Source organism: Vibrio sp. 1CM2L (assembly GCF_023161695.1).
GTDB lineage: Bacteria > Pseudomonadota > Gammaproteobacteria > Enterobacterales > Vibrionaceae > Vibrio > Vibrio coralliirubri.
Genome location: NZ_JALNTT010000001.1, coordinates 860209 through 883732 on the forward strand (window position 1 = coordinate 860209; position 23524 = coordinate 883732).

19 protein-coding genes are annotated in these 23524 nt (G+C 44.8%); 9 read left to right on the plus strand and 10 right to left on the minus strand.

What is annotated here, in order from left to right:
- Positions 1 to 414 precede the first annotated feature (414 nt).
- The 3 genes from MSG34_RS03670 to MSG34_RS03680 all read right to left on the minus strand — a co-directional run bounded on the left by MSG34_RS03670 (position 415) and on the right by MSG34_RS03680 (position 4799).
- Positions 415 to 2508, minus strand: a complete 2094-nt coding sequence (locus tag MSG34_RS03670; RefSeq protein WP_248336309.1) for a GNAT family N-acetyltransferase — start codon at positions 2506 to 2508, stop codon at positions 415 to 417.
- Between the two features lie 93 nt (positions 2509 to 2601).
- Complete coding sequence (locus MSG34_RS03675; protein WP_017065141.1) at positions 2602 to 3576, minus strand: ParB/RepB/Spo0J family partition protein; 975 nt, start codon at positions 3574 to 3576, stop codon at positions 2602 to 2604.
- A 5-nt stretch (positions 3577 to 3581) separates the two neighbouring features.
- Complete coding sequence (locus MSG34_RS03680; protein WP_017061213.1) at positions 3582 to 4799, minus strand: ParA family protein; 1218 nt, start codon at positions 4797 to 4799, stop codon at positions 3582 to 3584.
- A gap of 1261 nt (positions 4800 to 6060) precedes the next feature.
- On the opposite strand from MSG34_RS03680, the gene MSG34_RS03685 reads away from it, so the two are divergent.
- Positions 6061 to 8040: a replication initiator protein RctB domain-containing protein gene (locus MSG34_RS03685; protein ID WP_248336310.1), complete on the plus strand. Its 1980-nt coding sequence runs from the start codon at positions 6061 to 6063 to the stop codon at positions 8038 to 8040.
- 380 nt (positions 8041 to 8420) lie between these two features.
- Here the strand turns inward: MSG34_RS03685 and MSG34_RS03690 are convergent, their stop codons facing one another.
- From MSG34_RS03690 to MSG34_RS03700, 3 genes are read right to left on the minus strand one after another with little or no spacing between them, the layout of a single operon-like run.
- Positions 8421 to 8939, minus strand: a complete 519-nt coding sequence (locus MSG34_RS03690; protein ID WP_248336311.1) for a transcriptional regulator — start codon at positions 8937 to 8939, stop codon at positions 8421 to 8423.
- Positions 8936 to 9868: an ATP-binding cassette domain-containing protein gene (locus tag MSG34_RS03695; protein ID WP_248336312.1), complete on the minus strand. Its 933-nt coding sequence runs from the start codon at positions 9866 to 9868 to the stop codon at positions 8936 to 8938. Before MSG34_RS03695 ends, MSG34_RS03690 begins: the two co-directional genes overlap by 4 nt.
- Positions 9869 to 9877: 9 nt before the next feature.
- Positions 9878 to 10702: an ABC transporter ATP-binding protein gene (locus tag MSG34_RS03700; protein WP_248336313.1), complete on the minus strand. Its 825-nt coding sequence runs from the start codon at positions 10700 to 10702 to the stop codon at positions 9878 to 9880.
- Positions 10703 to 11064: 362 nt separating this feature from the next.
- On the opposite strand from MSG34_RS03700, the gene MSG34_RS03705 reads away from it, so the two are divergent.
- Together MSG34_RS03705 and MSG34_RS03710 are read left to right on the plus strand one after the other, a co-directional pair.
- A complete protein-coding gene (locus MSG34_RS03705) occupies positions 11065 to 11259 on the plus strand; it encodes a hypothetical protein (RefSeq protein ID WP_017061218.1) in 195 nt (64 codons plus the stop codon).
- A 189-nt stretch (positions 11260 to 11448) separates the two neighbouring features.
- Complete coding sequence (locus MSG34_RS03710; protein ID WP_050643559.1) at positions 11449 to 12009, plus strand: NADAR family protein; 561 nt, start codon at positions 11449 to 11451, stop codon at positions 12007 to 12009.
- A 205-nt stretch (positions 12010 to 12214) separates the two neighbouring features.
- Here the strand turns inward: MSG34_RS03710 and MSG34_RS03715 are convergent, their stop codons facing one another.
- The gene (locus MSG34_RS03715) at positions 12215 to 12973 is read right to left on the minus strand and encodes a transporter substrate-binding domain-containing protein (RefSeq protein WP_048614214.1); all 759 of its coding nucleotides are present in this window, start codon (positions 12971 to 12973) and stop codon (positions 12215 to 12217) included.
- 88 nt (positions 12974 to 13061) lie between these two features.
- Between MSG34_RS03715 and MSG34_RS03720 the strand changes: the two genes are divergently transcribed.
- From MSG34_RS03720 to MSG34_RS24170, 3 genes are all read left to right on the plus strand, one after another.
- The gene (locus MSG34_RS03720) at positions 13062 to 15494 is read left to right on the plus strand and encodes a response regulator (RefSeq protein WP_248336314.1); all 2433 of its coding nucleotides are present in this window, start codon (positions 13062 to 13064) and stop codon (positions 15492 to 15494) included.
- Positions 15495 to 15827: 333 nt separating this feature from the next.
- On the plus strand, positions 15828 to 16457 hold the full coding sequence (locus MSG34_RS03725) for a hypothetical protein (RefSeq protein WP_172378490.1): 630 nt from the start codon (positions 15828 to 15830) through the stop codon (positions 16455 to 16457).
- A 121-nt stretch (positions 16458 to 16578) separates the two neighbouring features.
- A complete protein-coding gene (locus tag MSG34_RS24170; protein ID WP_282449632.1) occupies positions 16579 to 16701 on the plus strand; it encodes a hypothetical protein in 123 nt (40 codons plus the stop codon).
- A gap of 69 nt (positions 16702 to 16770) precedes the next feature.
- Here the strand turns inward: MSG34_RS24170 and MSG34_RS03730 are convergent, their stop codons facing one another.
- Positions 16771 to 17523, minus strand: coding sequence for an SDR family NAD(P)-dependent oxidoreductase (locus MSG34_RS03730; RefSeq protein WP_248336315.1), 753 nt, complete (start codon positions 17521 to 17523; stop codon positions 16771 to 16773).
- A gap of 12 nt (positions 17524 to 17535) precedes the next feature.
- On the minus strand, positions 17536 to 18231 hold the full coding sequence (locus MSG34_RS03735) for a sulfite exporter TauE/SafE family protein (RefSeq protein ID WP_248336505.1): 696 nt from the start codon (positions 18229 to 18231) through the stop codon (positions 17536 to 17538).
- Positions 18232 to 18593: 362 nt separating this feature from the next.
- Here MSG34_RS03735 and MSG34_RS03740 point away from each other — a divergent pair, with 362 nt between their 5' ends.
- Positions 18594 to 19910, plus strand: a complete 1317-nt coding sequence (locus tag MSG34_RS03740; RefSeq protein ID WP_086969442.1) for an aspartate aminotransferase family protein — start codon at positions 18594 to 18596, stop codon at positions 19908 to 19910.
- Between the two features lie 167 nt (positions 19911 to 20077).
- Here the strand turns inward: MSG34_RS03740 and MSG34_RS03745 are convergent, their stop codons facing one another.
- Entirely contained in the window at positions 20078 to 21592 is a 1515-nt protein-coding gene (locus tag MSG34_RS03745) for a PLP-dependent aminotransferase family protein (RefSeq protein WP_248336316.1), read from the minus strand.
- A 239-nt stretch (positions 21593 to 21831) separates the two neighbouring features.
- On the opposite strand from MSG34_RS03745, the gene MSG34_RS03750 reads away from it, so the two are divergent.
- Together MSG34_RS03750 and MSG34_RS03755 are read left to right on the plus strand one after the other, a co-directional pair.
- Positions 21832 to 22698, plus strand: coding sequence for a transporter substrate-binding domain-containing protein (locus MSG34_RS03750; RefSeq protein WP_048614201.1), 867 nt, complete (start codon positions 21832 to 21834; stop codon positions 22696 to 22698).
- A 131-nt stretch (positions 22699 to 22829) separates the two neighbouring features.
- Positions 22830 to 23471 (plus strand): amino acid ABC transporter permease, encoded by a 642-nt coding sequence (locus tag MSG34_RS03755; protein WP_017066356.1) that lies wholly within the window; start codon positions 22830 to 22832, stop codon positions 23469 to 23471.
- The last annotated feature ends 53 nt before the right edge of the window (positions 23472 to 23524 follow it).

The following is a 23524-nucleotide window of genomic DNA, read 5'->3' on the forward strand; positions in this document are numbered from 1 at the left end:
ATTGAGTATCCCTAATGACTCAGTTGTTATTCAGTCTATATAATTCATTCTGCGCTGAGTATCACATTATTAGAATAATCAGCGTCACATCACTTACTTTCGATTCTGCAAACATGACTCATAAATAAGACTTACACATTTTATGATCTGCTTCGCCTTTACAAATACATAGGGAAATTTTTCAGTATATTTCGTGCGATTGAATATTGATTCGATATAGGACTAGATAGTAAAGGCGAATAGCTTTAGAAGATTAAAGGCTGTCATGGAGAGATGAAACGGAAGTGATGAAACAAATAATCAGGGTAAAAACGGATTTCAATATGGAGCTTCAGTTTACAGTGTAAATCCAAGATTCTAATTTACACTGTAAATCTAATTTGTAGCGGTCGGTCTATTTTATTGATGGCCTGTCTATTTACAGTGTAAATTTGCTAGCAATGCATCGACGTCTTTACGAAACTGAATCTCTGCTTGTTTGCGACCAACAAGATTAAACTGTTCGACACAAGTCCCCCACTCTTTCTGTTGAACGACCTTTGCAATGAGTAAGTCAGAAATACCTATGTTTCGATCGTTACTGAGTAGAATCAAGTTCAGTACGCTGAAGCTGATCGCATCATAACTGTTGCCACCGTTCACGTAATTTCTAACTAACTGAGTTTCAAACTCGCCGACGGTATCGACACTCTTTGGCAGCAGTGCGCGCACCATATCGGTTTCAAGTGAAACCAAAGAACCTGAAACAAGAAAACAGTAGCTACGCTCGAAGTGATTTTGAACTTGGTTTATCCAGCCTTGAGAGTTTGAGTTAAGCGCCTTAACCATCAGAACCGAGTGACAGCCGCTAGCCTGATCTCGCTGGTGGCCAATGTGCAAAGCTTCAAATTCACTACCACGCCAAAAAGAAATCAATTCGCTGGTCGCACCAAAGCTTGTCGCCAGATAATCTGTTTGGCTGGTTTGCTGTGATAACTGAGCCAACATCCAACGGCCAATACCCAAACCTTGATGACGCGCTGAAACAGCAATGCGCATAACTCGAAGGCAACGACTGCTCGCCGCCTGAGTACAGCCAAGTTGGTTTGCCAATAAAACGGGAGCAAGGTGACCTTGAGGCCTGCGTTTTCCAAGTTGAATTTGAGCAATCAACTCGCAGTCCAAACCTCCCTCTTCCGTCACTAACATACAACCTAAACATTCATCTTGCTTCCAAGCGGCGTATAAACGGATTGCTGGATTGTTGAGAAACTGCATTAAGTCATTAGGCGAGGTCTGATAGTGCGCATCCACGAGAAGAGAAAAACATTGTTGTAGCTGCTCAGGATTAGCCAAGTATCCTGCTTTTGATAACTCGACCAGGTCTAATTGATTGATTGCCTCGGCAGAAAAACCATCGAGTTCATCAACCGCCGATTCACTGACTGATGCGTCATTACCAAGTAGGAAGCAATCAAACAACCAAGCCTCTAGCGGATCGTTGTTATTCCAACGAATCGGTTGTTCGAGCTTAAAGCCTTTCCACCCCGGACGATGCTCAGAAAGCCAAGACTCAAACTTAATACCGAACCCTCGTCCACTGCCTTCGTAACCGTGTACCGTGGTTGAAAAGATCATACGGTGATAAATATCGACCATGGATTTAAGCATCGGAATTGGAATTGCAGCTGCTTCATCAACAAATAACAGATCGCAATCAGGCTTAGATTTAAGTAATTCATCTGCCGCGACAAATCTTAAACTGCCACCTTGATGACGAATGTGAGTAGCATTTATCACTTCGCAAGATTCCAACCCTTGGCTAGCATGGGAAAATACCGGCTCTACCGCCTTCACTGAAGGTGCCGTAACAATAATATTAAACCCGTGACGCTCAGCTAACAGCTGCGCTGCTGCAATACCCAATGTCGAGCTTTTACCACGCCCTCTATCCGCAGTAAGAATCAAAGGACGTTTACGATGTCCAGACACTACCTTTTTAACTAATTCAACCGCAGTGTTTTGCTGTTCAAATTTATCCAATCCGTTTTGGGCGCTTTGCATCTGAGGAAGAGCGTGAGTTGCTTTAACTGCATCGCCGGCTTCATTGTGTTGTGAAACAGAAATCAGTTTATCAAAATGACGTTTTAACCAACGTTGACCAAAGCTCTCGCTATCTTCAGAGGCATCAACTTTTGGCGGCAACACCAACAGCAGCCCACCACCGACTAACGAACCCAGCGCAGCACTAAAACCATTCGCATCAAACTGCTCTCTAAAGTCACAAACCAGAACTTGGCACTCACGACCAAGCAGTTGTTGGCCTTTTTTTACTGGAGCATGAATCACACCTTCAAATGGCGTACCGCCGATCTGGAAGGTGCTCGGAATGAGTGAGTCTTGAAGGAAGGTAAAAACAGCAGAGTTTTGCCAATCAAAATCGCCATCAAAGACCACGCCGTAGCGGTGATCATTATGTTGAGCAATATTAGAAAGTGTATGCAAAAAAGTGTTGGTTGGGTTTGTCATAGTTAGCGTCCAGATTCATCTAAACACAGTTTATCACAGCCAAATAAAAAGCCGCATAAAGCGGCTTTAGAGGAGTAATGAAAAGTCGTCGACTTAGTCGAGCTTCGATTGAACGAAGGCGAGGATTTCTTCCATTGTTGCATCATCAACTTTCTTAAGGTTCAACGCCAAGTTTGAACCCTTGCGGCTGTATGATGCACGGCCCTTAATAAGCTCAACTTTTGGAGAAGCTTTCTTCGCTGGCGCTGGCGCCAATTCAAGAATCCAACCTTCCAAAGTTTCTGTCACGTCTTTGGTTAGACGAGTTACGCCTTGAGCTTCACTACGCTGCCATACAAAACCTTCAGAAGCATCACACTTAGTAAGCAGTGTTTGCTGCTGTTCACTCGTCAATCCACCAAACTGCTTGTGCAGTTTAACAATAGTTGGACGACCAAGGTCGCTCACATTTGGGTAAGCTTGTAGCAATTCAAGTGGCAAAGCGGCCGCTTTCAATGCACCACTCACCAAAGCTTCGCTGCACTGGAACATTTTCGCCAGTGCTTTCTGGTCTTCAGCTTCGCCTTTATCCAGCTTCGCTTGCATCTCTTTACCCTTCTCATAAAGAGAAAGCGGTTTATGAGCGTTAGCTACGTCTGATAGGAACTTAGCGTGTTCGCCGTTAATGTTTTCAGCAACATAGATTAGGAACTCTTTGTCAGCCAAAATACATGACATACGACGACGGCTACCATCAAGAACTTCAATCTTACCGTCTTTGTTCTTACGACCAACCGCAGGGTATTGCTGACCACGTTCTTTCAATGTTGTAAGAACATCAGAAAGCGCATGCTCGTTTAAGAAAGATTGCTCACGAGCGTTCTCTTCAAAAACAACCGTTCGAGTTGCCACTTCAGCCGCGGGGATTCGAACCAATTCAAATGAAACCAGATCTTCTCCAGCAACAGAAAGTTCGATCACTTGAGCCTGTTCTTTTGCCGCTGTTTGCGCTTCTTGTGGTGTTGCTACGCGACGTTTGTTTGCTTTACCAAATAGCTTTGCATTTAAGTCAGATGTTTTAATTGCCATTGTTGTTATCCCTGATTAAGTGAAGGCCAGTTGCTATGTAATACGCGCTCTAATTCTAGAGCACTTTTTTGTACTGCGTCTTGAGCAACAGCTAGAGTTTTCTTACCGCCCTCAAAGTCGCTTACCGTTAGATCGAAAACCGTGCTGTAAGTGTCAGCACAGGTTTCAAAAGCACGGCTTCTTGGAATGGTTGCCATCATTACTTGATCATTCAACAGGTAGTTCATTTCCGTCAGAACTGACACCTGTTTCTTGTTGTCGTCTTCAAACATGGTTGGCATTAGACGAACAAACTCGAGCCCTTTCCAATCATCCGGGAACATTTCGTAAACCGTTGGTAAATGCTGGAAGAAGTTAACCGTTGAAGCCCAATCCAAACGCTTAGCAGCACATGGAATCAGAAGTGCGTTCGACGCGTACATTGCATTCCATACTAGAGGGTCAACGTGCGGGCCGGTATCAATCATAATCACATCGAAATCATCGGCGATTTTGTCGATTAGCTTCTCTTTTAACAGACGAACAATATCAAGTGACTGATCTTGTGAAAGGCTTTGCCACGCTTCAGCGTTAAACATCGCATCTTCTGGGAAAGCAGAAATTGTCTTCAGGTTTGGATACTGAGTTGGCAATAGTACGTTCTTACGAAGAAACTCTAGATCGACATCTTGGCCTTCAGGCACGTTGTCCAACATGATATCGACGGCAGAATAGATGCTGTCGTGCTCTGCCCCACTAATTTGTGGATTTAGGAACAGACGCAAAGAGCCCTGTGGGTCCAAGTCAATCAGACAGATACGGTAGCGCTTATCCAAATTCAGAGACAAACAAGCGGCTAAATGAACCGCTGTCATTGATTTACCCGTACCACCCTTCTGGTTTTGTACGTTGATAATCCATGGCTTATTGTCAGCGTGCTGCTTACGTTCATGGAACTTTGGCACTTCTGCCGCGTCCATCAACATGTGAGCTTCTGTCAATGAAATCGAGTAATGATTGGCGTTATTCTTTGTAAACTGATGGCCATCAGCTTCAAGTTTAGTGATCGCTTCATCGAGTTTACGACGCGTTAAACCAGAACGAGTCTCCATCATAGCTTTAGACATTGGAGGGAAATGTTCATCACTTCGCTCTTCCAAAATAATCTCAATTCGGTCAGCCTGAACTTGTTGAGTTTGTTCGGCTAGCTGATAGAGCTTATCAATCGTTTGTTCTCTTTTCATTGCCAGTTTCCGTAATGATTAACTAAGTACAAATTGTACAGCGATTAACAACAAACACAACAAAAACATGAACATACATTTATGAGTAAAATCACATAAAATAGACTGCGTTTTTACAATTTGATGTAACATCGCCTTAGACAAACACAAAAATGACCGTTTCTATCATGCACAACCATGTTATTTCTAACGTACATTTAAAATGTTACAGCATCACTTATTTACAATGTAAATGGAATTTCAGCGAAAAATCTTCGGAACGATTGAAATACAACCGTAGATTACGGTTGGTGTGATTTGCATTCGAATTTATAGATTTTCAATCCAATAAAAATTAAAAAACACTCAATGAACAAAAAGGTTCAAAACAGAAGAGAAGATGGGGTGTCAAAAAACAGCAGAGGATTGGAGCCTAACCGGAAGAATGATCATGGAGCACATCCAGTGTAAGATAATTAATAACGCCAAATTATGAAGCATGATCAAGGCGTAAACTGAGCAATATTGATCCGAGCAACTGCACATTGGAAATGATCAAGCTCCGGAAAAATGATCAAGTAAACATCGTTCCGGAAGCATGTAATTTATGAGCTAAGTTACGGACAAATGCTTTTGGAATGGGGATTCAACGCCTATAAGGGCTCAATGAGTGAAAATTCAATCGACACAGACCGAGAATACACAAACATGACAATTTCATGATCATGCTTCCTAGTTAAGACCCACCAGCGCTAAATACATCAAAGCAATCCATTTCCAGCGGATAGAGACTAAATTTTGCACTCAATAGGGTAGGAACGATAAAAAAGTGTGCTCTCTTGATCATTGTTCCGATAGATTGGCCGCCACAAGTGTCCACATAGATAAGTCAAAAGCGACTTAGAAACCGATGTTGAATTCCGATCTGTGGATAAGCTGTATGAGTATGATGATCATGCTTTCGAACCAATAATGATCATGCTTACAATGACTTAATGATCATCGTTCTGATGTTCTGTGATCATGCTTTCTTAAGTTTAATGATCATAGTTTCGGAACCTTTATGATCATGCTTTCCAAGGCGATTTATTTTAATACTTTAAATTCAGCCACTTAAAAGCAAACTTACGTCCAGATCATTAGATCACTTAATCATTTAAGATCATATTAATCAAAAAGATCAGTTATTTAAAAGCCAATAAATTCTCTTTATTTATGATCATTCTTTCTTTATCATTCAGGAACTATAGTGAAATTACGGTTAGTGTGATACGGATCAAAAATGAAACCAGAAGAGAAATTGTTAATTAAGGCACGAAGCCACAAAGATGGTCATTTATTTGAGGTATCTGAAACAGCCGTTGAATGGATAGAACAATATCAACACTTCAAAGGTGTCACCAAAAGCATAGTTGAGCTTCTTAACCTAATTTCACTTCGTGGGTTTAGCAGCAAAGACGGGTACGTTTCCACCACTGAGATTATTGAATCAACCGATGGTCAAGTCACTCGTGCGGCCTTACAGCAAAGGCTAAGAGCAGCAGTCAATATCGGATTATTCAAACAAATCCCCGTTCGCTTTGAAGAAGGCCTTGCTGGTAAAACCATGTTGCATCGCTTTGTGAACCCAAACCAGTTGATATCGGTACTGGGTGCCACCAGCTTAGTGACAGAAAGCGTGAAGCAAAATGAAAAGCAAAAGCGCTCTAAAGCCCTAGCTCAAACTAAAGTAAACAAGCGCTTACTGAATGAACATGGGTTGAATACCCCACCAACGATGAAAGATGAAGCGGATCAATTCATTGTTTCGCCAACCAATTGGGCGGGGATTATTGATCAAGCGTTAGCGCCACCTAGAACTCGTAAGAGCTACCAGAAATCCATGGTTTCGATCTCTGGCACTCGAGCTGTGATCGAGACAAGATCTTCTAAAAACATCATGACCGTTGACGATCTGATGACGTTATTCGCGTTATTCACGCTCACCGTTCAATATCATGATCATCACCAAGATGATTACCATCTAGACGCGAAACACACGCCGAACAAAACACCACTCTACATCACTGATATTTTGTCTCTACGTGGCAAGAAAGACAGCGGCCCTGCACGTGATTCGATCCGCGACAGTATTGATCGTATCGAATTCACGGATTTCCAACTCCACGAGCTTACAGGCCGTTGGCTTAGTGAGAACATGCCAGAAGGCTTTAAGAGTGATCGTTTCCGATTCTTAGCTAGAACCATTACCGCATCGGAAGAAGCGCCTACAGAGGGCTCTGACGGCGAAATTCGCATTAAACCGAACCTATACATCCTGGTTTGGGAACCTTCGTTCTACGAAGAGCTGCTGACACGTGACTATTTCTTCCTATTTCCGCCAGAAATCCTGAAGCAACATACCCTGGTCTTCCAAATGTATTCGTACTTTAGAAGCCGCATGGCACGTCGCCATTCAGATAGCATGTTGCTCAGTGAGCTCAACCAGAAATTGGCGCGTAACATCGATTGGCGTCGTTTCTCGATGGATCTGATCCGCGAGCTCAGAAAGCTGGGTAAAGTCGGGGATCAAGAAGATACCTTCCTGGTTAATCTTTGGGGTTATCACTTGACGATCACCGCGTTGATCGAAAAAGGGAAAACGACCGATTATCAGGTAGATATCAAATGTAATGTGGAAGAAGTCTTACGTTACTCAAGAGCGCGTACCACTAACGCAGGTAAGCGTAATATGGCACCAACGCTGCCGAACCCACTTCGTAACGAAATGGTGTCTAAGCAGAAGCTGGAAGAGCTGTCTGAGATTATCGACGGTGAGTTTGAGCCAATTCAGCGTAAAGCACCGTCGCCAAGAGGCAAATTGGGACGTCGAGTTAAGCAGCGCAAACACTCTGTTGAGATTAACGCTGACGAGATCATGATTACTCTCTCTAAATATACCTCTGCAGAGGCTCTAGAACGCAGCATAACGGCTTTATCCGCTATGACAGGGCACTCACATGCCTCAATCAAAGAAGAGTGCTCAGAGCTCATTGAGAAGCTTGATTGGTTGAGAGTAGGGGAGGACGTTATCCCATACGAAACACTGAGTCGCCTAATTGAGCTTTACAACGACCGAGATAGCACCAGCAATCGACATCTGTCCATTGAACGTTTGATCTCTGGTTTAGCGGTGCGTCGCAAAGTGTGTAAACAAGTTCATGAAGGTCATTTAGACGAAAACGTGTTCCTTGCGCTCGATGAAATGGCGATTGGCCACTAGTCATTATCCTATTGCGATAAGCCTGTTTTATCGTGGCTGAATGGATAGTTTTGAACACATTAGGTGCTGATTAAAATCGCACCTAACGCTGACAAAGTGATGACAATGTAACGCATCTAGTTGATTATTATTTATCCCGAATAGACAACCTTTGTCCTTTCTTATGATTAATAGATTGGCTCATATTTTGTTACATCATACTGAATAGATTTTTGCGAGTTCCTAAGGGACTCGCTTTTTTTTGCCTGAAATTCAGTCAATCATTAAAATTCAATAGCTTACAGAGTTAAACGCCGAAGCATGATCAAGGCCAGATCATGCTTTCTACGGATCTAACTCTGATGATATTCTGATTTAATGTTTGATCGAGAAGGGCTTGATCAGTGTAGGTGGCGTTGAATACTACCTTGATCATCGTTTCGGAGGTGGGTTGCCATAAAGCGTACATGCGACTCGATCAATTTCTCTGATTCTGCTTTCCAGCGTGGTTCTTGCTGTTGGTTCGTAAACTCCAAAGCCAATACACACAAGTGTTGTAGCCGCTGTGTGCACCATTCTTGCAATCCTGCTTCTGATTTTGGGTCGCATGACACCGCTTGCAGCTTACTGTAAGCAAACATCAGGTATTGGTAGGCTTTATCTTGATGGCTTGAGCTGCTGGCCTCCTGCGAAGCCAACTCCGGATTCGATGAATCTGCGAGGTGGCGATAGAAAGTAAAGATTCTCAGGCATCCGTCTAGCCAACATGCGATGCCTTTGCTCTGCTTATCCGTGATTAATGGCCCCCAGAGTGCATCTGGAGGCGTTAAGATCAAAGGTTCTAACCGGTCCACTTGATCATGCTTTCGGTCTTTGTACCAATCTCCGATCCGCTCTAACCAAGTGTCTAGTTCATTCATGCAACGTTATCCCACTGTTTTACAAAGTGATTATCAGCAACTTGTTTGATTTTATGCTGTATTTCACTGCTCTGCTCTCGAATACGATCAGCGTCTATTGAATAGTTTGGCTCATTTTTAACGAGTTCGCCAAATGGCAGATCGGGATCAGGGACGGCAGAGATCAACAGCTTAGTGTACGGGTGTTGTGGATTGGTTAAGATCGACTGGGTTGCTCCCCATTCAACGATCTGCCCTTTGTACATCACCGCTGTCTCTTCTGCGATGTAATGTGCCGTGGCAAGATCGTGGGTTATGTACAAAAAGCCTATGCCTAACTCTTTCTTCATTTTTTGCATCAAGTTCAACACGCCAAGTCGAATCGAGACGTCCAACATCGAGGTGGGTTCATCAGCAAGAATAACCTCAGCGCCAACGGCCAGTGCTCTGGCTAGGTTAACCCTCTGTCTTTGGCCTCCACTGAGCTCGTGTGGGTATTTGGCGAGCGTTTCGATGGGTAACTCCACCAGCGTTAATAACTCTTTGAGGCGCTTTGTGAGAGCCTGTTTAGTGTCTACCTGCTTATGGATCTTAAGTGGGCGTGTTAAATGGTGCTCAATGGTGTGGGTTGGATTGAGTGAACCAAAGGGGTCTTGAAACACCATTTGCACACGGCTGCGATAATCCAAGATATCTTTACGGCTTTTCAGCGTAGAGATGTCTCTGCCTTTGAACAGTATCTCTCCCTCTGTCGCAGGGTAAACCTTGGTCATCAATCGTGCGCAGGTGCTTTTCCCGCAGCCAGATTCGCCAACCAGTGCCAGTGTTTTGCCTGCATGTAAGTCAAAACTCACACCATGCAGTGCTCTAAAGATCTCTTCTTTGCCAAATCCACCACCAACAGTGAATTCTTTAACGAGGTTTTTTACTTGAAAAATAGGTTGTGACATGGAGCTCTCCTAGCACGCCGTCGCGTGAGCATGTTCATGAATATTAGGGAAAGAACTCCATAGCTTTTGGGTGTAGGAGTGTTGTGGGTTGTTACGAATCTCATGGGCTTTATTGACCTCAACTATCTTGCCGTGGCGCATGATGGCAATGCGATCACACAGCTGGCTCATCAGTGCGAGGTCATGGGTAATGAAGAGTATTGAGAAGCCAAACTCCTCTCTGAGTTGGTGTATCTGCTGCAATATCTCGCGCTGTACAACCACATCCAGTGCTGTGGTTGGCTCGTCCATGATGATCAGCTTTGGGTTAAGGGCGAGAGCAATGGCAATCACCAAACGCTGACGCATCCCGCCACTGAATTGATGCGGGTACTCTGTTAGGCGATGGCGTGGAATATTCACAAGGTCGAGCAGTTTCTCGGCGCGATCTTTGGCCTGTTCATTGGTCATGCCTTTATGGTGACGCAGCACATCAGCAAACTGCTCTTCGATGGTTAATACGGGATTGAGTGAATTCATCGCGCTTTGGAACACCATCGCGATCTCACTCCAACGCAAGGTATTCAAATGGCTGTCCGATAAGCTCAGTAGATCTTGCCCACCAAATAGTATCTGGCCTCCTGAGATGAAAGCTGGCGGCTTATGCAGGCGGTTAATGGCAAATGCGATGGTGCTTTTGCCACAACCGGATTCTCCGGCTAAGCCGAAAATCTCGCCTTGGCCTATGTTAAAGCTAACGGATTTGACTGCATTGAAATCACCGTCATCGGTGATGTAGTCGACACATAGATTCTTCACTTCGAGAAGTGGTTTCTCTGAATTTCCCACAGACATGATAAATACTCAGTTATGATATTGATAACTATTATCATTAACATGTGTTGGATTTAGTGGAAGCGACGAGCACGAAAAGGATGAAGTGCCTCGAAGTTTATCTTGGGTTATTTCACGAATTTTCAGCAGAAGAGAAGCATTGAAAGCGGGGAAAATGAGAGTTGGATCAAACCACATTTCTTATGGGGAATTTTTTAAATGTAATTGCAGAAAATGGCTTTGGCAAAGTTTAAATGAGGCATTTATTAATTAGCTTTGTGAAGCGTCGGAATCATCACACTTCAGTACAGAATTTCTTAACAAGCGAAAAAGCATTTGCTACAGATTACTTGTCCATTACATGGTGCTTTTCGGAGGAAAACATGTCCATTAATTCTATCAACCATGATGAAATGACAAATATTGCAAACAAGTGGGATGCTGAAGAAGAAGTATCTTTCAAACCAGAAAAGAAAATGAAGTCTGCTGAAGCTCGTCGTCGTATCGAGACTCTAAGAGAAATTAGAGAAAGCGGTTTGAGTCTGGAAGAAGCGAGGGAGCTAGGTCTTATTCACTAACAATCCCCATTGCATTTAGAAGGGTGGCACAACGCCACCCTTTGATTTATAAGTATTTTTTCATAGTTCCTATCCAGATTGAATCAACCTCTTGATTGTTTAGCTCACTGTTCCGTTTAGCCTATCCCTTTTGACATTACGCTTTTTAGATGAAAAACACGCACATGGCATACTCTTGAACTAAGTTGTTTGACAGTAATATTCAACGCCACTAATTTTAAAGTTAAAGCAAAAATATGCGATGTCGTTGGTAAGGAGAAGGCTATGTCTAATTCTGTGGCTCAAGCTAAAGAAGTGCTGTTTTACGAACCCGAAGATCCGAACGGATACCTGTCAAATTTTGCCGCTTGTCCTATCAAGGTAGGTGATCAAGTTTGGGCAACCAGCGAACACTATTATCAAGCGATGAAGTTTGCCTCCGAAGCGCTACGCAATACCATTTTGGAAGCCAGTACACCTGCCGAAGCGTTCTCTTTAAGTCGTGACTATGAAGACCAAGTTCGCGAAGATTGGTATGACATTCGTGTTGAAGTGATGCAGTTCATTGTGACAGAGAAGTTCAGGCAGAATCCACAGTTTGCGCTGTTTCTTACCAACACCGGAGATTCGGTGATCAAAGAACATTCGCACAAAGATCACTTCTGGGGCGATGGCGGCGATGGAACCGGCGAGAACCATTTGGGTAAGATTCTGATGGCAGTGCGTCACCAGCTTCGCACTCAGCAACTGCATTTGATTGCTTCGCACTGATTCGTCGATTCAGATAGCGGGCATACTTATAATTACCCCTAAGACGCATTTAAAAGGCCGCTCTGCTATCTAGTATTAAGCAGGGCGGCCTTTTCGGTTTTAGAGAGTCAGGCATCAATGATAGTTAAAGTGTGTAACCAAGCTGTTCGTTATCAAATTGTTCACTATCAAGCTATCCGTTGCTAAGTTCTGCGTTACGCTGGTGCTACAAGTAACTCTGTACGATGTCGTCGAGCTGTCCATCGTCTTTCATTGTGTCTAGGCGTTGGTTGATGAAGCTTTGCAGCTTAGGATCCATCTCAGGGTCAAATGCCAAATGGATAGGGTAGTTATTGATTACAGAACCAAACTCTTGCATCTGGTAATCATCAATACTCAGTTTTTGCTCGTTTAGGTTGTATTTGATTCGTGATTCCATTTCCACAAACACGGTATCGCCAGGTGCTCGGTTCAGGACACGAAACGCAGCAGTGTAATCTTTTACTCGAATCTCGTTGAGCTTGCCCTGTTGGATATAAGGTTCCAAGTTCGGATACTCAAATCCCACCAGCAATACCACGGCTTTCCCGTCTAGATCATCGATTGTGTTGAACTCAAATGGCTTTTTACCGCTACTCAGTAACACGTGTTTTACATTGTAAATCGGATCTTCAGACAGGTTCACAGATTGGATGTTTCCCCAGCTAGGGCTGCCATAGGTAACCCAGTTAGGGTTCTCTCTCGCATCGAGCTTGTCGATCATTCGATTAAAAGGGTAGGTGTGGTAGTTGATCTCATATTGGCTGTCATCAAACACGGCTTCCACAATATCTGAAACGATTCCTCTGTGAGATGACCCGTCAGTTTCGATCTGAAAAGGTTGCGCTTGGCTCGCAATAATGTAGTAGTGAAGAGGTTCGCTTGCAAAAGCATAACTGCTTGAAAACAAACTGACTATGGATGCAAAGATAAGATGTTTTTTCATAACCTTCCCTAGTTATTTGATGAATGACTACTATTATACTAGTTGAGTAATTGTAGTTTGCTAGGATAACAATAATGGTAATTTGTGTATGGTGACAAAAGGAAAACGCTATATTGGACTCTCCCGACAGTTGATCGGGGTAATCATCGCAATCAGCACCTTATTCACTGTTATAGTGACAGGTCTCGGGTTGTATGTGGAGTACCAAAATCGAGTTTCTTTTATCAGCTCTCAGGTCGAACAGGTTAAGGCCGGTTATCTCTCCGGTTTAACGTCCAGCTTGTGGGTCGAAGACCGTGCTCAACTGTTTGTGCAAGCAGAAGGCATCTTTCGTTTGCCGTCTGTGAGTTACCTCCTGATTGAAAGCCCCGATGAAAAAATTCTAGAGTTAGGTCAAAAGACCGAAGGCCAATCTTATTCTCAGTCTTGGGAAATGGTGCACCAAATGGGTGGCACAGATTTCCCATTGGCAACGCTCACGGTGCAATCTGATTTAAGTATGATTCTCAATGACTTTGAAGAACGAGTGCTATTGTTGCTTGCCTTCGAAGCCGTCAAAATATTCTTGCTGTCTCTGGTATGTTTAACCATCGTCTATCGCCTTGTCGTAAAACGTTTGATGACCATGTCTTCTCAGATCAATCTGCAACAGGTCGAAGACAACAAACCGCGCTTCTTAACGCCAACTGACTCTACTTACAAAGATGAGATCTCGACACTCGAGAGCAGTTATAACCAGTCTATTGAACGTATTCGTCAACAGTACAAAGAGCTGGAAAAAGCCAAAGACGTTGCTGAGGTGGCCAACCGCAATAAAAGTGAATTCCTTGCCAATATGAGTCACGAAATCCGTACCCCAATGAATGGGATTATCGGGTTGTCGTCTTTGCTCTCTGAAATGGATATGCCGAAAGAGCAAAAAGAGTACATCAACATGCTCAACACCTCTTCGCTTACTTTGCTCGACTTAATCAATGACATTCTTGATTACTCGAAGATCGAAGCGGGGCGACTAGAGCTTCAGCAAGAGCCGATGAAAATGATGGGCATTGCGGCCGACGTTGAATCAACCTTCCGAGTGAAAGCGGAGCAGAAAGGGCTTCGATTCCAATTAGCGATAGACCCTAAGATCCCAACCATGGTGATTGGCGACGGTACTCAACTAAGACAAGTCCTAAATAACTTAGTAGGCAACGCGATTAAATTTACCGAGCACGGCCACGTCACGCTCTCACTTCGTTTGGAAGAGGTGGTTGAGCCTGAACAAAAACTCAGAGTGAAGTTCGAGGTTGTCGACAGCGGTATCGGTATTGCAGAAGACAAACAGAAATCGGTGTTCGATAAGTTTCAACAAGCCGACGGCAGTACCACACGTATTTACGGAGGCACAGGGCTTGGTCTAACAATATGCGAGAAGATCGTGACATTGATGGGCAGCAAGCTTGAACTCACCAGTGTTGAAGGTCAGGGCAGTACCTTCTATTTTACGGCTGACTTTGACCCGTGTTTAGAAGCCGACGAAAACAATATCGATTTCAATCAGGTTTCGGTTTTGCTGGTGGATGATAGCCAGCTGAACATGCGTATAACGTCTACACAGCTTCAATCCTTTGGCGTTAAGTCTGAGTGCTGTGAAACGGCAAACCAAGCGTTAGAGTTGGTTTCAGAGTCTGTGGCTAAGTCATCACCTTATGATCTGGTGTTGATAGACAAAGTAATGCCGTCCGTTGATGGCTTTCAACTGGCGAGAAGCTTAGTTGAACGCTTTGGCAGTGAGTGTCCTAAGTTAGTGATGATCTCTGCTGACCCTAGAAAGCAAGATGAAGCTCGTGCTAAACAAGTCGGTTTTGTTGCCTACATAGCGCGCCCTTACCAAGATAATCAGCTTAAATGGACCATTAGTGAGGTACTCGCGAGAGCCGCCGATACTTCAGTCTTTACTTATCCGAACAGAGGCGAGGTTGCGTTTAAAGACAATGAACCAGTGTCGTTAACCAAACCTGCGGCGGTTGTTAAAGAGGCACCCTCTGTTTCTGTAAACGCCTCACAAGCCGATAAACAAGCTCCAATTGAAGCAGAGTCAAAACCTGTCGCGGCTGCCGGAGAATTTAGTGGTACGGTTTTGGTCGTTGAAGACTCGCGAGTAAACCAGCAAGTTGCCAAGATGATGCTCAAGAAACTTGGCTTTGAGGTTGATATTGCTGACAACGGTGAAATTGGTGTTGATAAATTCAAGACTAACGAATACGAGATGATCTTTATGGATTGTCAGATGCCGGTTCTCGATGGCTTCGAAGCGACCAAGCAGATCCGAGCGCTCGAAGAAGGGTCTGCAAAGCACATTCCAATCGTTGCGTTGACAGCCAACGTCGTGCAGCGAGACAAGCATTTGTGTTTCGATGTAGGCATGGATGAGTTTTTACCTAAGCCTGTTAATCAAGGGAAACTGAGAGAGATAGTAGCCAGTTTCTTGTCGAAAGAGACCGAATCAAGCAAAGAACACGAGCAGAAAATCGTTTAGTTTTATGTGATTCTTCATCGTTCCTAATCCTTTATCGAGACCTAAAGCACAACCGCGCTTTAGGTCTTTTTTATGCGTGTTGAAGAGATTGGACTTCAATACCTGCTCGCCAGTGAAAGCCTCTAATCGCCAGACAAGAACACGAAACATTGATCGTGAACTCACTTTATCGAATCCTTGTGTAAGCTTCATTTCATTGTCATACAACTTCTCCACGGCTTTGCTAATCTAAAGTTGCGACCTATTAAGGGTTCACCCACCCCATATTCATCATCTGTTGTACTTCTGCTATTTGCTTTTATTAAAACCTAATCAATTGAAAGGGCTATCAACATGAGTAAAGTAATTGCAACTCACTCTGAGTTAGACAAAGCAACGCAACTATTCGACGACTTTTTGGCAGGCATGCCAGAAATATCAATCAATACCGCTCACACAGACGCGCCAAACAGCATTAACATCAATGACAATGAAGAAGTGCAGGCTTATCTCAAGTATTCATTCTCCCAATACCTCGACTCGATAGCCCAGCCAGACACCCAACACGAACCTGAATTAAAACCTCATACCCAAGTGCTTCTCACACTGGATGAAAGTGGCTACCCAATCACTGCGGTGAGTGATGGTGACAGTGAGTTAGAAATTCTGATTTGGGATAATGATTACGATGGCATTGTTGATCATGTATTGCCGAAACCAGACGGAGGCTGCGGTATTTTGACCAACCAATACACCACCAAAGATGTGGTTGCCATTGAGTGGGCGAGCGCCATTATGGACGTGAACCTCAATGGTTTTGAGTTTGAGTGTACGACTATTTCTCTACTGTCTGAAAATGAAATAAAAATAGAACAAACAGGCGCGGCACCTAAGACAGAGATCATCCATGCATCGTCTGAGAACGCCATTAATATGCTTCATGCGATAGAGCAAGAGTTCAAGTACATTCATGGTCATGCCTGAACCGTTGTTCTTTGAAGGGGTATCAACCGAAGATCAGCCAAGCCGCATCAATATGCGGCTTTGTTTTAGGTGATGGATATCTGCTTAAAGTCGCCGACCATGAAATCAATCAAGCCTCTCAATGCCGGGTTTTACTGCGGTAAGCATGGTCAATGCAGCACTAGATACATTCACCAAAGGGTATCGTCATGCCATCGCAAGTGATGAATCAGGGCAAGCCTTTGATGTGGTCGATTGCATCTAAGTAAAAAATTGAAGTCAGTAACAAAGGTGGTCTGCATAGACCACCTTTTTTGATTTAGAGTGTTTTAAACTAGTCTCTATCGATAGCGAATGGAGACCACGCTTGTCGGGTCGGCATCACTTCGACTCGGTTAATGTTGATGTGCTCTGGTAAGGTTGCGATATAAAACATCTGCTCGGCAATATCCTCTGCTGACAACGGTGTAGTGCCTTGGTAAAGGTTGTCTGAAGCCGTCTGGTTACCTTTGGTTCTTACTAGAGTAAATTCCGTTTCTGCAATGCCAGGGGAGAGGTCAGTCACTCGTACCCCTGTGCCTTGTAGGTCGCAACGTAGGTTGTAACTGAACTGCTTTACGAACGCTTTGCTGGCACCATACACATGGCTTCCTGGGTAAGGCCACTGTCCGGCGATTGACCCAACATTGATGATTGAGCTTCCTGCGCCTTTTTTAATTAACGTAGGCAACAGCGCATGAGTAACATTAACCAAGCCTGTGACATTGGTATCGATCATAGTGTGCCAGTCTTTCAAGTCCACATCAGGCGCGCCTTCTGGTGCCAAAGCTAACCCAGCATTATTGACCAATGCGGTAATCGATGAGAACTCAGTGGGTAGTGAATCAATGGCTTGTTTTACGGCGTCTGCGTCTCGAACGTCGAGTTGAATTACATGCACAGGCACCGTTAATTCTTCCTTTAGGTCGAGTAGCCTTTCGATTCGACGACCAGACAACACTAACGACCAGTTATCTTCCGCAAAACGTTTTGCTGCCGCTTTGCCGAAACCAGAGGTTGCCCCTGTAATGAACGCTATCTTATCCATAAATACATCCTTCTAATTTGAAATTAACATAAGTAGTGCCATGCCGATCAAAATCGGCGCGGTCGTTGTTTTTGCAGACAAGTTCGGTACTGATAGGTACAGCTTTTGCCCCAGTACATTGCCAATCAAAGCTGCCGGTAATAGCCATAAACCTGTGATGAACGATCCTTGGTTAAATGCGCCAATCCATATGAAGCCAACCAGTGAAATTGCTGAACTCAGCAGAAAAAACACGATCGCGGTGGCTCTCTGTTCACTGGTTTTAATGGTTAGGTTCATCAAATACGTCACTAATGGCGGCCCTCCCGAAGAAGCGGTGGTCATGCTAAACCCCGAAATTGCTCCCGCCCAAAACGCGTGTCGTTGGTGTAGCCAAGTGAGGCGTAAGTCCAAAATAATCAGCGTGCCAGCGACCAAAGACATCATCGCGATAAAGGCCTTCAAGCCTGATTCCGATATCGTGCTAATGAAATACAGCGAGAAAGGCACCGCAACCAACATGCCAATACACAGCGGCGCAATAAGCTGGATATTGATGGTGGTTTTACTTCGCTTGAGCAGAGGGAAAGTGCTTAGAAAATCCAATAGGATAGCGATGGTTACCGCTTGCAATGGTGGAACAATAAAGCTGAGGGAGAGCGCTGCGATAATCGCAAAACCAAACCCTGAATAGCCTCGAACTACTCCTGCAAACAGAATCAATGTCATCGCTAATCCTAATTCCACTCTTGCTCACCTCTTTGCTTTTGATATTGCTGCTGCGTTAATTAGCGTTCGATGAGACTTGTCTCGTCTGCCTTTCAATCTATTCACACCTAAGAATTTTGAATAGAGCCAGATCTACGATTGGATTGGGTCAGGCTGTTGGTTGGATCGGGGAGGAGGTTTGGGCTGATCCACTGGCCCACGATTTTGTTGAAACTGACACTATGACCTCCGCCCTGTTTGGGATGAAGATTATGCCATCCGATAGCGCAGCCTTTTCAATGTCGTGTTTTGTGTCTTTCATTCTTGAAGAGGAGCCAAGCACGAGCGGCTGTGAATCTAGTGTTGTTAATGGAGACGATGAAATGGAAGTATCAACAGAACAGCTTGTGAACCAAGATATTATCGACCTCGACAAGAGCGTATTTCATTCTTGGTCGATTCAAGAAGCAGCGGAGCCTATCGCCATTGCGGGTGGGCAAGGATGCAAAATGTGGGACTACGAAGGTAAAGAGTACCTTGATTTTAGTAGCCAACTGGTTAACACCAACATTGGTCATCAGCATCCACAAGTGATCAAAGCCATTAAAGATCAAGCGGACTCATTGGTAACTGTTGCCCCTGCGACCGCAAACCTCACTCGCGGTTTGGCGGCCAAGCGCATCTTGTCGAAAGCGCCAAGCTCGTTTAAGAAGGTGTTCTTTACCAATGCAGGCGCAGACGCCAACGAAAACGCGATTCGCATGGCGCGACAATTCACTGGGCGCGACAAGGTGTTATCTGCTTACCGTTCTTACCATGGCAATACAGGTACTGCTATTGCTGCGACGGGGGACTTTCGTCGAATTCCAAACGAGTATAGCCGTGGGCACGTTCACTTCTTCAATCCATTTCTCTATCGAAGCGAGTTCAATGCGGCGACTGAGGCAGAAGAGAGTGAGCGTGCCCTGCAGCATTTAGAGCGAGTGATTGAATGCGAAGGGCCAACAGCGATTGCGGCGATTATTCTAGAGACGATTCCGGGAACGGCTGGCTTTCTCATTCCGCCCAAAGACTATCTTATCGGCGTGCGTGAGCTTGCAACTAAATACGGCATTCAGTTGATATTCGATGAAGTCATGGTTGGCTTTGGCCGCACGGGTAAGTGGTTTGCGTTTGAGCACTTTAATGTAGTGCCAGATCTGATTACTTTTGCGAAAGGGGTGAACTCCGGTTATGTGCCTGCTGGTGGCGTGGTGGTCAGCGAACCGATCGTTGAGCACTTTAAGTCAAACTTCTTTATGGGCGGCTTAACGTACTCTGGTCACCCTTTGGCGATGGCCTCTATCGTTGCAACGCTAGATGTGATGGAGCAAGAGGGCATTGTCACGCATGCTGATAACGTCGGTAACAGCGTTCTAGGGCCGCTCCTACTGAGCCTTCAAGAGTTACACCCTATGATTGGTGATGTGCGCGGTAAAGGGATGTTCTGGGCTGTAGAGCTGGTGGAAGATCGTGAAAGTAAAACACCATTAAGCAATGAAAAAATGGGGCAATTGAAAGCGCAATTGACCAAGCGAGGCCTGTTGACCTTCATTGTGAATAACCGTATTCACGTTGCGCCACCTTTGGTTATTCAGCCAAGCGAGATTAAGAAAGGCGTTAAGATCATTGATGAAGTGTTGTTTGAACTCGCTTCTTAATTCTTCATTAAGATAGCCAATACAACGACCAAGGCACTTTGACAAAGGGTTCCCCGTTCTTTTCAACGTGCCAAACCTAACCTTCAGAAACGACAAAAGAGCATCGATTGATGCTCTTTTTACGTTTATTCACTAAATCACTCTGCTCAAACCGCTCTTAAGTGATGCTAGATCTTCATCACCTCTGACAGCTCTTTGATACCGAGTGCGATCAGATCTTTGTCGATGGCGTGAAAGCCCAATCGAAAATAGGAGTTGGGGTCATATTCTGACAATGCTTCACAGCCCGATTCCGTCTCGGTATTAGTCATGAAGTGTGAATACCCGGTTTCAATCAGTATTCCTTTTTGTGCGGCTCGTGATGCTAAACGTTGGCTATTGATGTGGCTGGGCGTTTGTAGCCACAGAGAGTTGGCTTGTTCACTCTGAGCCAGTCGCTTGCAGTCAGGTAAGTATTTCAAGACGGCATCGTTGATCAGCTTCCAGCGCTGGCGCGTGTTTTCTCTAAAGCGCCTTACAAAGCTGTCGTAGTAGCCTTGTTCAATAAAGTGCGCCACTTCCATCTGGACACGGCTTGGCGCGTGTCGATACATCAAGCGACGCAGTATTCTAAGGTCGTAGATCAACTCTTCAGGTGCCACGATGTAGCCTAATCTTAAGCCGGGTGCTAATAGCTTAGAGAAGCTGCTGACGTAGATGACGCGTCCTTCCTTGTCACTGGCTTTCAGCGCGGGTTTAGGATTCCACTCCACGTTGCACTCGGCGTCATAGTCATCTTCGATAATCACCGCATCATTGGTTTTGGCCATTTCCAGTAACTGAGCTCGACGCTCGTCACTCATGGTGACGCCCGTTGGGGCTTGGTGGCTAGGTGTGACATAGAAGTGATCACACAGTGAAGAGTGCTCATTGAATCTCAATCCTTGTTCATCCACTTGATGCGGGTGTAACTGCGCGCCAGAGAGATTAAAAATGTGATTCGCTTCTTTGTAGCCGGGGTTCTCGACTCCGACTCGGCTCTGGTGGTTCATGAGCAAAGTAGAAATCAAATACAGCGCATTTTGCGAACCTAAGGTTATGAGGATCTCATCACTTTGAGCGTGAATGCCGCGCTGAGGAAGCACCCTTGTGCGTATCTGTTCGACCAGCATGTCGACGTCCTTATCGACCTTGTCACACAGCCAGCGATGGTCATTTGGATCTGAGGTGACCTTTCTTGTGGCTTCTCGCCATTGCGCTAATGGAAAGTCATTGATAGAGGGTTGGCCAAAAATAAATGGGTACTGATAGCAGCTCCAATGCGAGGGTTTGACGATGCGAGGGTATTGGCTCAATTGCAGTTTAACTCGCTTGCTCCAATCCGGTGCATTGTCGTTGTCTGTTGATTCAAAATGATCCAAGTTCGCGTCTATTTCTTCGCTCGGATTTTGATACTTTTCTGACAGGTAATAACCACTGCGAGGCTTGCTGATGAGATAACCATCATCGAGCAAACTGTCGTACACCAACGAGACCGTATTGCGTGAGACGCCTAATTGGCTAGAGAGCTTGCGACAAGACGGAAGCGCTTGCTCCGCAGGAAAAATACCATTCAATATCGCCGTCACCAAATAGCTACGCACTTGTTCTTGTAGGCTTCTTTTGGAATCAAACTCGATGAAACAATTGTGATTTATCGCCATGAGATACAGTCCTTATTCTCAGTAAACCTCGGTCCTATTTGTATAAAAGAGCAAGAAGTGAGCCAGAGTTCATATGGATGTTTTAAGAACTGGCTTTTGAACGGTATCTAATGAGAAAGGTGCCCTGCTCTAACCTAAAAATAGCTCTGTCCCAACCCGAAAATTAAATTGGCTCTACGTCTTCGAGGCATTCCGTTCATAAAGTAAAGGCAGGCAAATAATCTCGATAAGGAAAGCGTATGAAACAGGGAATGACGATGAAGGCATGGGTTTCAACAGCGGCAGCAACAGTCGTACTGGGTTGTTTTGGAATCGCACAAGCATCCGAGCTTGCAGCCATCGAAAAGCAAGGTTTTATGAAAGTGGCGACAGAAGATAACTACTCGCCATTCAACTACATCGATCGCGGTAATCCAGCTGGGATTAATAAAGATCTGCTTGATGAACTGCGTGAATATTCGAAGTTCGATATTGAACAAGAGATCTTACCTTGGACAGGGTTACTCGCGTCAGTATCCGCTGGCCAATACGACGTGGCGTTAACTGGAGCGATCATTACCGACGCCCGTTTAAAGGCCTTTGACTTTACTCCACCGATTGCTTCAGCGCAGCACTACTTCTTAACCCGAGCGGGTGATGACGACATCAATACTGTCGCGGATCTAGACGGCAAAACGGTGGGGCTACAAGCCGGCAGTGCCTTGCTAGAGCGACTTCCTGAGCTGGAAGAGATGCTAGAAGCACAAGGCAAGTCTTTGGGCAAAGTCGTTCAGTATCAATCTTATCCAGAAGCGTATTCCGACTTGGCAATTGGCCGTATCGACTATGTGATCAACAGTGTGGTTTCGGTTAACGAGGTGGTGAAGTCGAAGTCAAAGGTATTCAAAAAAGGCGAAGCAGTCTCTGGCCCGGGTTTCGTGAGCTGGCCAGTTCCTAAAGATAATCCTGAGCTTTTGGCTTACCTAACGGAATTCTTCCTACACCTTGAGCAAACAGGAAAAATGGCAGAGCTGCAGAAGAAGTGGTTCGGTGAATCGTTCGACCAACTCCCTTCAGAAGCCATCACTTCGGTTGAGCAGTATCGCAAGCTAACAGCCGTTCAATAGATGAATAAGCATGCGCCGACACAAACAGTTAGCGACTGTTTGTGTCCATGCCAATGGGTTCAAAGCGGTTTACCCCATGAGTCATTGGCGCACAATCTATCGAAAGAAGTCGCTGATCAAAGAGGTCGTTTATGGATTATTACGCTTGGGAACAGTTGCTACAGGGCGCGTGGGCAACGGCATGGATATCGGCAGTATCGATTGTATTAGGTGTCGTCATCGGCTTAATGATTGCCTTGGTTAGAATGATGAAAATCCCGTTTGTGGATCAAATGTTGGGCATCTATGTCAGTTGGGCACGAGCAACGCCTTTGGTGACGTTGGCTCTGTTTATTTTCCTTTCTTTTCCGTCATTTGGCATCAATTTAGATAAACACGTTTCTGCCATTTTAGCGCTCACACTCAATACATCGGCATTCAATGCAGAGATTTGGCGCAACGCCTTTCTCAATTTTTCAAAAGGGCAAATGGAAGCAGCAGAAGCCATTGGTATGAGACGCATCACTTACTTTCGCCGCATCATGTTCCCACAAATGGTGATCATGAGCCTACCTGCGCTAGTCAATGAGATGTCGTTCTTAATTAAGGGCAGCCCGGCGATTGCGGTGATCGGCATCGTCGACCTAACCCGTGTTACCAATCGAATCTCTGCGGTTACCTATGAACCACTTGGGCCGATTCTGTGTGCTGGTGCCATATACATGTTGATTATTGGCGTGTTGGTGAAGTTGCAAGCGGTGGCTGAAAACCGAGCCACTTATCTGCAGCAGTAAATGTGGCTATCAGTCATCTACCTCAGTCACAGCTATCAACAACAGCCACAGTT